8 protein-coding genes are annotated in these 11,217 nt (G+C 48.5%); 4 read left to right on the top strand and 4 right to left on the bottom strand.

The annotated features are described in order from the left end of the window. Positions 1–53: 53 nt before the first annotated feature. Positions 54–650 carry a dihydrofolate reductase family protein gene (locus LFX25_RS11615; protein ID WP_238730384.1) on the bottom strand — a complete coding sequence of 199 codons (597 nt, stop codon included), beginning with the start codon at positions 648–650 and terminating at the stop codon, positions 54–56. 242 nt (positions 651–892) lie between these two features. On the opposite strand from LFX25_RS11615, the gene LFX25_RS11610 reads away from it, so the two are divergent. Continuing rightward, positions 893–1,381, top strand: coding sequence for a VOC family protein (locus LFX25_RS11610; RefSeq protein WP_319937211.1), 489 nt, complete (start codon positions 893–895; stop codon positions 1,379–1,381). A 355-nt stretch (positions 1,382–1,736) separates the two neighbouring features. On the opposite strand, the gene LFX25_RS11605 is transcribed toward LFX25_RS11610, so the two are convergent. Next, on the bottom strand, positions 1,737–5,114 hold the full coding sequence (locus LFX25_RS11605) for a methylmalonyl-CoA mutase family protein (protein ID WP_238730383.1): 3,378 nt from the start codon (positions 5,112–5,114) through the stop codon (positions 1,737–1,739). Positions 5,115–5,157: 43 nt separating this feature from the next. Further along, complete coding sequence (locus LFX25_RS11600; RefSeq protein ID WP_238730382.1) at positions 5,158–5,961, bottom strand: lysophospholipid acyltransferase family protein; 804 nt, start codon at positions 5,959–5,961, stop codon at positions 5,158–5,160. A gap of 134 nt (positions 5,962–6,095) precedes the next feature. Here LFX25_RS11600 and LFX25_RS11595 point away from each other — a divergent pair, with 134 nt between their 5' ends. From LFX25_RS11595 to LFX25_RS11585, 3 genes are all read left to right on the top strand, one after another. After that, entirely contained in the window at positions 6,096–7,067 is a 972-nt protein-coding gene (locus tag LFX25_RS11595; protein WP_238730381.1) for a phosphatase PAP2 family protein, read from the top strand. Between the two features lies 1 nt (position 7,068). Beyond that, the gene (locus LFX25_RS11590; protein ID WP_238730380.1) at positions 7,069–8,355 is read left to right on the top strand and encodes an oligosaccharide flippase family protein; all 1,287 of its coding nucleotides are present in this window, start codon (positions 7,069–7,071) and stop codon (positions 8,353–8,355) included. Between the two features lie 379 nt (positions 8,356–8,734). Further along, positions 8,735–10,297, top strand: coding sequence for a hypothetical protein (locus LFX25_RS11585; RefSeq protein WP_238730379.1), 1,563 nt, complete (start codon positions 8,735–8,737; stop codon positions 10,295–10,297). On the opposite strand, the gene LFX25_RS11580 is transcribed toward LFX25_RS11585, so the two are convergent. Beyond that, on the bottom strand, positions 10,288–11,190 hold the full coding sequence (locus tag LFX25_RS11580) for an ATP-binding response regulator (RefSeq protein WP_238730378.1): 903 nt from the start codon (positions 11,188–11,190) through the stop codon (positions 10,288–10,290). The genes LFX25_RS11585 and LFX25_RS11580 overlap by 10 nt on opposite strands. Between the last annotated feature and the right edge of the window lie 27 nt (positions 11,191–11,217).

Here is an 11,217-nt window from a genome sequence, read left to right as displayed (position 1 = left end):
GATCTATCTTGCGGGGCCGGAAGTAGTTGAAAGCGTCCGAGAAGAACGAAGATTCAAAAACTTCCGGTTTCTACCGCACCTGCACGTTTATAGTTCGCAATGACGACACCGTTCGGCGTGACTTCGCTTTCGGTCACTTGGAACGCCGCAGGGATCGTGCCGTCGACGAACAATCGTTTTCCGCCGCCCAACGTCAGAGGATATATCTTTAACCAAAACTCGTCGATCAGATCGTGTTTCATGAGAGTTTGAACGAGATCGGCGCTTCCGTATACGTGTAAATCCGGTCCTTCTTCTTGTTTGAGTTTTTTGATTTTATCCGCGATGTTTCCGTTTAAAAATACGGAGGGCTGCCATTCGTGAGAAGTCATCGTATTCGAAGCGACGTATTTGGTCGCCGTCATAACCGCCGGCCAGAAGTCCGCATGTTTCGGCCAATAAGGCGCCCATATATCGAATGTCTTTCGCCCTAATAAAAGATCAAAGGGCAAATTCATCTGTCGATTCATGACCGCCCCAACGGCTTCGTCGAAATACGGAACCTGCCATCCGCCATATAGGAAACCGCCGTCCGTATCTTCTTTCGGTGCGCCTGGAGCTTGGATGACTCCATCCAAAGTGAGAAATTCGAGCACAATCAGTTTTCTCATGAGCGGCTTCCTTACCAGATAATTTCGAACTTAAGTTTAGAATCAAAGTTGAATCGCGTCAATAGCATATTTAGTCGCCGTTGGGATGCGAAGAACAATCGCGGTGTTCCGTATTCGGAATTCAACTTCAAATCGGAACGGAAATTTGTTCCAAACCTTCGGTCTCATTTTTTTTGAAAGGAAAGAATTCAAATTCACCGCAAGGAACTTTGCTCTAAGTTGATTTCCGCTTTCGAATTTGTATGGACATGCGCTTGTTTGTCTGCATATTGATCGGGGGAAATAAACGGATGACGCTGAAACGGATGGACAATGTGAGTATTATCGTCGAAGACCTCGCGGCAACGATCGCTCTCTTCGGCGAGCTTGGCATGGAGCTGGAAGGACAGGCTCGCGTCGAAGGACCATGGGCGGACGACGTTGTGGGTTTGAAAGGGATGCAGGTCGATATGGCCTTGATGCGAACGCCGGACGGACATAGCCGCCTTGAATTGGTGAAGTTTCTCAGTCCGAAGGCCGTGCACGCGGAACCGAGGAACGCGCCGGTGAACACTTTGGGAATCAGTCGTATTATGTTTGCCGTCGAAAACATCGAAGAGGTTTTGGCTCGACTTCAAACTCATGGGGTCAAGCTTGTCGGGAAGGTGGCCCGCTATGAAAATAGTTACTTACTCTGTTATCTCCGCTGCCCCGAAGGCTTTTTGATCGCATTGGCCGAGGAACTTCACTGAGGTATTGAGCTTAGTTATTTTAAAGGAATGGAATATTTATTAAATGGAATATTCATTGAATTGAATGTTTTTATTGAAACGGTCGACGCTTCCGATACGGCCGGAGTTTTTTGGGAAGAGAATGTCCGTAATCCTTTCAAAAAGACGGAATAGATCGATTTTTGCATAGGCCGGCATCGTAAACCTGTCGATTGTTTGCGGCTCTCTTGAAAAGTTCCTTGATCTGCGATTTCTTCCTCTGATCGACAAATTCCGCCTCTCTACTTTTTAGACAAGAAGCGGGAAAGCGGAATTAGGTTTGTATTCGACTAACCGTGAGTAAACGGTCTCTGGGTGTGAAGTGACGTAAGAATTCTTACATGCTTCTGCGGTATTGGCCGCCCACTTCATAGAGTGCGTGGGTCATCTGTCCCAGGGAGACTTTTTTGGAAGTTTCCATCAATTCTTCGAAGATGTTTCCGTTGGAAAGACTTACGTTCTTCAGTTGACGTAGGCGATCGGCAAGATCGGTTTCGTTTCGTTTGTGAAATTCCCGGAGCGCTCCGATTTGAGCCTGCTTTTCCGCGTCCGTCGAACGGATGACTTCTTCCGGTATAATCGTGGGCGAACCCTCTTTGCTTAGGAACGTGTTCACTCCGATCACGGGAAAGTCTCCGCTATGTTTTAAGGATTCGTAATATAGAGATTCCTCTTGGATTTTGTTTCTCTGATACATCATTTCCATGGCTCCGAGAACTCCGCCTCTTTCGGAGATTCTATGGAATTCCTGGAGAATCGCTTGTTCCACGAGATCGGTCAGCTCTTCGATGATGAACGAGCCTTGACCCGGGTTTTCGTTTTTAGCCAGTCCGAGTTCGCGGTTGATGATGAGCTGGATCGCCATCGCACGGCGAACGGATTCCTCCGTTGGAGTTGTGATCGCCTCGTCGTACGCGTTCGTATGCAAAGAATTGCAATTGTCGTAGATCGCGTAGAGCGCCTGTAGCGTGGTACGTATATCGTTGAACGCGATTTCCTGCGCGTGTAAAGATCTTCCGGAAGTCTGGATGTGATACTTGAGCATCGCCGAACGATCGTTAGCCCCGTATTTGTTCTTCATCGCCTTAGCCCAGATTCTTCTCGCGACCCGACCGATCACCGCGTATTCGGGATCGATTCCGTTCGAAAAGAAGAAGGAAAGATTCGGAGCGAAGTCGTCGATCTTCATTCCCCGGCTTAAAAAATATTCCACGTAAGTGAGTCCGTTCGCAAGCGTGAACGCAACCTGAGTGATCGGATTGGCGCCGGCTTCCGCGATATGATAACCGGAGATCGAAACCGAATAAAAGTTTCGAACCTGATTGGTGATGAAGTATTGCTGAATATCGCCCATCATCTTGAGCGCGAATTCGGTGGAAAAGATACAAGTGTTCTGCGCCTGATCCTCTTTGAGAATATCCGCTTGCACCGTTCCTCGGACGACCTTTACGGTTTCACGTTTGATCTTTTCGTAAACTTCCTTCTCGAGAACCTCGTCTCCCGTTACGCCTAACAATAATAAGCCGAGTCCGTCGTTTCCTTCCGGGATGGGCGCGTTGTATTTCGGTATGGGAAGATTTTTCGCTTTGTAGATCGCTTCTATCTTTTGACGGACTTCCGTTTCGATTCCGGTTGCTTTGATGTGTTTCTCGCAGGCTTGGTCGATGGCGGCGTTCATAAAGAACGCGAGCACCATCGGTGCGGGACCGTTGATCGTCATCGATACGGACGTAGTAGGGTTGGATAGATCGAAACCGGAATAGAGTTTTTTCGCGTCGTCCAACGTGGCGATGCTTACCCCGGAGTTACCGATTTTACCGTAGATGTCCGGTCTTTCTCCCGGATCTTCCCCGTATAACGTGACCGAGTCGAACGCGGTGGACAAACGTTGTGCGGGCATTCCGAGACTCACGTAGTGAAAGCGCGCGTTCGTTCTTTCGGGTCCGCCTTCTCCGGCGAACATCCGAGTCGGATCTTCTCCCGTTCTTTTAAACGGAAATACTCCGGCGGTAAACGGGAATTCTCCCGGAAAATTTTCCTGAAAGGACCAGCGGACGATCTCTCCCCAATCCTTGAACTTAGGAGTCGCGACCTTAGGAATTTCGAGATTGCTCAGGGATGTCGTCCTGTTGGAAACCTTGATTTCCTTGTCTCGAACCTTGTACGTGAAGTTTTCTCCGCGGTAGTTGGCGAGTTTCGCTTCCCAACCCGCGAGAATTTTTTTGGTTTCGGGCGCCAGAGAGTTTTCAATTTTCGAATATTCGGATTCCAGAATATTCGTCTCTTGTCCGGAAGACCTTAGAACCTCGATCGCCCCTTGGAGCTGGAAGAGTTTGCGCGCTTTTTCGGATTCTTTTTCGGCGATTTGATCGTATCGATTGCATTCTTCTCGGATTTCGGCGAGGTAACGGACGCGATCCGGCGGAATGATGAAGATCTTCTCGCTCATTCCCGCTTCCTTTTCATAGGAAGAATTCCATCCGAGCTTCATCTTATCGGAGAGCGCCCGGATCACATTGCTGTATAGGCCGTTGGTTCCCGGATCGTTGAACTGCGACGCGATCGTTCCGAACACGGGCATGGAATCCAAGTTCTTGTCGAAGAGTTGTCTGGATCTTTGATATTGTTTTTTGACGTCTCGAAGCGCGTCGAGTGCGCCCCGTTTGTCGAATTTGTTGATCGCGATCAGATCCGCGTAGTCGATCATATCGATCTTTTCGAGCTGCGTAGCGGCTCCGTATTCAGGCGTCATCACGTAGAGCGCGATGTCGGCGACCTCGGTAATTTCGGAATCGCTTTGACCGATTCCCGCCGTTTCCACTACGATCAGATCGAAACCCGCGCTTTTTAAAACGTCTATGCTTCGTTTAACGTTTTTGTTAAGCGCAATGTTGGCTTCTCTCGTGGCGAAAGATCTCATATAAACCCGTTCGTGCGAGATGGAATTCATTCGAATCCTGTCCCCTAAAAGCGCTCCTCCCGTTTTTCGTTTGGAAGGATCCACCGATAGGATTGCGATCGTTTTATCCGGAAAATCGATCAGAAATCGGCGGACGAGTTCGTCCGTAAGAGAGGACTTTCCCGCTCCTCCGGTTCCGGTGATTCCCAAAATCGGAACGGTTTTATTTCCCGGTGGAAACTTGAGTTTTTCGGTTAACGCGGATTTTTCGAGTTCCTGTCTTTCGAACGTGTTCTCGACGAGCGTGATTGTCTGCGCGATCGCGAGAGGATTCTTATCCTTTAAGGAAGAATGCAACGTGCCGTTGAACGTCAGCGGCGGAATGAAGTCGGATTTGCGAATCAGGTCGTTGATCATTCCCTGAAGTCCTAGTTCTCTTCCGTCGTCCGGAGAATAGATGCGCGTGACTCCGTAGGATTCGAGTTCCTTGATCTCGGACGGAAGAATGGTTCCTCCTCCGCCCCCGAATACCTTGATATGACCCGCGCCTTTTTCCTTCAACAGATCGATCATGTATTTGAAGTATTCCACGTGACCGCCCTGGTAACTCGTGATCGCGATTCCCTGCGCGTCCTCTTGGATCGCGCATTCCACGATTTCGCGGACCGAACGGTTGTGTCCGAGATGAATCACTTCCACTCCGGACGCCTGGAGAATTCTTCGCATAATATTGATCGACGCGTCGTGCCCGTCGAAAAGGGAAGCGGCCGTGATAAAGCGAACCTTGTGTTGTGGAGTGTAGATTTGCGTTTCCATGTTTATTCTTCTATTCTAATATTCTAAAATACCAAAGTTTCGTTCAACTTTCCGGAGCATCGATGAGCTTTCTCACCCTGTTTTCCAATTCTTCCGTCACGATTTTTGCGGCCTTTTTCAACGGTTCCTTCGGGAACTCGTGCGGATAGATCGGCTTTCCGATGTTGTACGTGATCTTGGCTCCGAACGCTTTTCCCGTGAGGAACGCTTCGGGTTTCATCATTCTCCAGGCTCCGTTGATCGCGCTCGGGATGATCGGAACTCCCGCGCGGATTGCGAGTTTTGCCGAAAGCGCCTTGAACGATCCGGGTGTGACGTGCTCGGTCCGAGTTCCCTGCGGATACACCGATATCAATTCTCCCGTTTGAATGAGTTCGACCATATAATTTTCGAGGTCTTCGTAATAGGCCGCGGCGGATTTCGCGTCCTTCACGTTATGCGCTCTTAGGATCGGATGTCCGCCCCAGTGCATGAGTTGTTTTCCCTGCAGATCTCCGAGCGCGTTTAAGGTCGTGACGAGGGTCTGTTTCATCAGACTCAACGGAAACGTGTTGAGAGGGGAGGATGGATTGTTGAGAAAATCCAGAATCGTTTCCTGAGGATGAAACAATTCATACTTTCCAAGATAAATCACTTTTCTTAAAACGGAGGTTCCTTGTACGATTACATCCAGGTTGTCCGTATGATTGGAAATCAGGACGGCGCCCCCAGTCGGCGGAACGTTTTCCAAACCCGTAACTTCCACCGAATATACGAGGTGAAGAAGAGTTTTTAAGAATTGTTTTACGGGTTCTCTCGGAATGAGGAAGAGGCTGTCAAGAATATCGGATTCTGTTTGGGTTTCCATTCAAAGTCTGCTTTTCGAACGAGTGTTCAATAAATATTGGATTTAGAATTCATTGTACCGAATGGAATCGAATCCATCAAGTTGGATTTTTTAAACGCGATTGATCTTTAGGGGAAGTTAGGAGATACAGTGAGATGAGTGCAAACATCGGTTGGTTTCAAGATTCGTTTTGGTTCGGAGAAACGTTTTTAGTTTCTTTGCGGGGAGGAGGGTTCGATCCGGTTCTCGGAATCGTTACGCTCGTCTTTCATCATTTGGGCGGTAACACCTTCTTTATGATTCTTCTTTCTTCGGTGTATGTTCTTGCCGATCGAAAACTCGGAATTCGACTTGCCTTCGGACTATTGACGACGGGGATTCTCAACGGCTTGACCAAAGCTTTTTTGGAAAGTCCAAGGCCGAACCTGCCTTGGATCGGTCCTGGAAATTTAACGGAAGGTTCTTACGGATTTCCTTCGGGGCATGTGCAGACGAGCGTCGTGATCTGGGGATTGATCTTTCTCCATGTGAAAAACAAAACGATCCGAACGATCGCGCTTCTTATCATTTTGTTTATGCCTTTTTCGAGAATGTACGCGGGAGTTCATTTTGCGGGTGACGCGCTCGGAGGATTCGCGCTCGGAATTTTCGGGCTTGCACTTGTGGAAATCTTGTTTCGGTCTTTTTCCGAGTTGGAATCTTCCGGACGCTTTGAGGGACAGACTCTCTCAAATACCAAAACTCTTTCTTTAGTGATCGTAGTATTTACCTTGCCTTCCGTTCTATTGTATTCGAACGCGGATGTGTTGGAAAAACTCAAGTCCTATGAGAACGTGATATCCGCAAGCGGAGCCTTGGCGGGATTTTCGATCGGAATTCTGCTTTGCAAATTTCATTCTTTGGATTGGAAACCCGCGGATTCTTTTGCGGAAGTTTTGAAACGGGCGGGAGTGTTGATTACAGGGATCTTGTTGTTTTACATTCTTCCTGGAATCGTCGTTCAAAAGCTCTTTCCCGAAAATCCGGTTGCAAGATACCTCCGGTACGGGATCGTTAGCAGTTACATCGCTTTTTTTTCCGTATTTATTTTGGATCGATGGAAGGGAAAAGCTGATTTAAAAAACTAGAATGTTGAGTCTCTCGGGGAAGATGCGAAAAATTTCGGACCTCTTGGTCCAGTTCCGTAAATCCGGAATGTTCAAATCTTCCCTCTTTGTCAGCGTCTCCAAAGCGATCTCATCCCTGCTCAACCTTGTGTTTATGGTCTATTCCGTAAACATTCTCACCAAGAGTGAAAACGGACTTTTTCAATACTACGCAGGATTTCTTCCCGTGCTTCTCGCGATCGCGGAGTTCGGGCTACCGGCCGCGCTGGTAAAATTTCTCGCACCCGTCACCGGAGACAAACAAAAGATCGGAGTATTGTTGTCCTCTTCGATGATCATCAAACTCGGGGCGCTCGGGGCATTGGCCGTGATCAGTCTTGTGGGCGCGGTTCTGCTTCGGGAAAGTTCGATCGTGGTCGCGCTTCTCGTGTTGGGAAGTTTTGTCCTGTCTTTCAATTCCTTTTTTGAAAGTATCTTTATCTGTTTCGGAAATTATATTTCCTTATCGTTTTGGAATCCTCTTCCGAATTTAATCCGACTTGTCGTTTTGTATGCGGCGGACCATCTCACGGAAAGGGCGCTCGGTCATCTCGATATTTTGGCGATCTTTACCGCGTCTCCGTTGTTCGTGTTGGTATTGTTCTTCTTCGTGTTTCCGCGAAAACAATTGTATTGGAGCGGAGAAAAAAACGGAATCAGGGAAATGACTTCCACTCTAACTTCGTTCAACGGATACGCTTTTTTGGCCTCTATCTTCGCGATGATCTCGGATCGGATGGAAATTTTCTTTTTGAAATGGTATCATTCCCAGGAATCCGCCGCGGTTTACGGCACCGCCTTACAGTTGTTCAGCGGATTCGTGATTTTGTTTTCGGTCATCAACTCTCTCATTTATCCGAAATTGTCCAGGCTCGTCGACTCGGATGAATTTCCCAAGTTTTTGTGGAAATCCGTTTTGCTCGCGGTCGGAATGGCGGTCGTATTATCGCCCGGATTTTTCTTGGCGGAATGGATCTTGAATCTGTTGTTCCGCGGAAAATACGCGGACTCGATCGGAGTCTTTCAGATTCTGTATCCGAATTACATGTTGCAGCTCGTGTTCTCACCGCTCGGGATCGCGTTATTCGCGCTTGGGCAGCCGAGAATGCTCGCCTTTCTCGCTTTGCTTCGGCTTGTCTGCGGACTCGTGTTGGCAAATCTGCTCATTCCGGATTACGGACCGACGGGTGCGGCGTCTTCTTATTTCTTAGGCCAGATCGTATCGTGGCTCATCCTGACGGGATATTTTCTCGCGTTCTTTCGAAGATGAAACGGTGCACGCGTTTCAGGATGAAGGTTCGGGGCGATTCCGCTGCGCGGACCGGGCTTGCAGCTTCGGTCAATAAATTTCAAAACGACCGAACGAGGAACGATTGAATCCTAACCCGAAATTTATTGACCCCGCTTTAATCCCTATCGCGCGACCGCAGGCAGCGCGATTGAGTTCCGCGCGACCGCAGGCAGCGCGATTGAGTTCCGCGCGACCGCAGGCAGCGCGATTGAGTTCCGCGCGACCGCAGGCAGCGCGATTGAGTTCCGCGCGACCGCAGGCAGCGCGATTGAGTTCCGCGCGACCGCAGGCAGCGCGATTGAGTTCCGCGCGACCGCAGGCAGCGCGATTGAGTTCCGCGCGACCGCAGGCAGCGCGATTGAGTTTCTTTATTTTTTGTATATTCCAAATCCTGCAAGTTCCCGCGGCTGCGGAATCGTATTCCTCGTATCGCCTCGACGATTTGTTGCTCTTGGAAGACGGAAAACGCGAATTTACCGGAAAGGGAAGATTCGCGGACTTCAAAACGGAAATCAACGACGAGAGGAAAAAAAGAGATTTGAATTCCCCGAATCAAACATCGCTCGGAGCAAAAGAAACTTCGGTTTCGAATCGCGGCGCAAACGAGAACGACGGAAAGGAGACTTCTTCCGAATTGAATTCGGTTTCGGGTTCAAAAGAGAAGTTTTATGCGAACGGATTCGTTTTGTATCGGGGAATGACTCAAAACGGAGGAACCCGGGAAGAACAAGCCGATCGAAGTTTTTCCAGAGGAATTCTTTCTCCCGAAGTCGGTTGGATGGCAAAGGGCGAACGTCTATATTCCAAAATTCTAATCTCCCCGTTTTTGCAATACGAGGAAAGTATAATCGGAACCAAAACGGTAACGCGCGGAGCCGACGGAGAAATCTTGTGGATTACAGGATGGGATTCACCTTCGCTGCGGATCGGAATCGAAGCGGGAAGAGGATATCAAAGGTTCGATAGAAACGGATTCTTATTTACGGGTTTTGCGAATTACGGAGAATTTCAATTCGAATGGAAACCTCTCCGTTTATCCGGCGATTTTGTCGGAGCGCAGATCCAAAATTCGACTTTGTTTTCGACGCGGGATCGGGCGGAATCTCCGCAACGCATCTTCGGAGGAAGTTTGCGTTTTTCCGAAAATCTGTTCGTTCAGAACTTTAGAATATTCTATTATTCGTATCAAGAATCCAGGCAAGAGCCGGTCAAAGGCGATTTGTTTTTGCAGGCGTCTCCGTTTCGACCCTACGGAAAATTTCAATACTACGGATTGGAATTTTCTTCCGCCAAGTTTTTCGGATTTCGTTTGGACGCGGACGCGATCCGAGTTCTGGGCGCTCGCGAATACGGAATCGACGCATTTCGGAGTTATCAAACGGAACAATCGACAAACGGTGGTTTGGCGGGAGCGAGAATCGTCTGGGAAAGGGAAGAAGCGTCTTATTTTCTCGGAGGCATTTATGCGTCCAAGGATTCCGATCCGCGAACGGATCGAAATTCGAACGGATATGCCGGAATTCGGACCGATCTCCGTGGATACGGTGGGAAAACCTCGTTTCTGTTAACCGAAAGTCTTTTGGCGCAGGAGGGAACGGTCTTTCGAGAGGACGGAACTGCGTCCAAGCCGAATTACGAAAACAAAGGGTTTTCCCTGTTTCAGATCGGGGCTAGAAAAAAATGGCGGGAAACGTGGGCCGCTCAAGGGATGATTTTGACTTCTTCGTCTTCCTTGGGCCGCGGTTGGGAAGGGATCGCGACCGCCGGTTATCAATCCGAATTTTCATACATTCTTATGAGCTTGTCGTATGCATACGTCGATCCGCAAAAGGATCGAAAGAATTTCATCGATGAATGGAGAACCAAGGAACCGATCCGGGAATATTCCCGAATTTATTTATCCGCGGGAATTTATTTTTGAAGAACCGGCGTAGCCTTCTTTAAGGTTTTGCTAAAACTGACTTCGTTTCCGATCTCGTTGTAGATCAGTTCGTCCACGTTCATTCTTACTAAAAAAATACCTCGTCCCGAAAGATGACTCGCGTTCGGATCCGTCACGGGATCGGGAACTTTGGAAGGATCAAAACCGGCTCCGTGATCTTTTAGAGAAACGTAAATCTTTTGATTTTCAAAGCTGACATCGAGTTGAACCGATTCGTTCAACGCGTCGCAGATCCGATCCACGTGATCGAAGTAGTTCACCTCGGAGGAAAGAAGTTTGGATTTGTTTTCGTAGTTGATTCCGGCGGAACCGTGTTCGATCGCGTTGCCGAGCAATTCGTAAAGGGCAAGTTTGATCGCGAGAACGTCGTCCGTATGAATTCCGGGGATCAGGGAAATCGAGCGCATGACGAGGTTCACATATTGATTCAAGTTTTTTAAACTAGGTTTGATCGAAAACTGCTGCTTGGATTGGGCGAGTTGAAAGTGATTTTTGCCGATCAACTCCTGGCTTGAGATAAAAAGATTCTCGAACTTCTGCAGGGAATGACGGATCGCATCCATGCGAAACGGTTTGATAAAAAAGTCCACGGCGCCTAAACGAAGAGCGCGGATCGAAACGTCTATGTCCTGATTTCCGGTGATGACGATGAACGGAGTGTTGACTCCTATGTCTCTCAATTTGGAGATGAAGTCAATCCCGCTCATCTTGGGAAGACGTACGTCGGTCACGATCAAATCGAAGGACTTGTCCTTGCAGATTTCGAGCGCTTCTTCCGCGGTGCCCGCCAAGGTGAGATCGTGAAATCCGCCGAATATTTCACGAAACAAGTCGCGGATCACTTCTTCGTCGTCTAAAAAAAGAATTCGCATATCGATTCCATTCCGAATTCAAAAATT

Origin of the sequence: Leptospira sanjuanensis (assembly GCF_022267325.1) — a bacterium.
Classification (GTDB): Bacteria; Spirochaetota; Leptospiria; order Leptospirales; family Leptospiraceae; genus Leptospira; species Leptospira sanjuanensis.
Note: the sequence above shows the minus strand (reverse complement) of the source record. Positions and strands in the feature narration are given on the sequence as shown.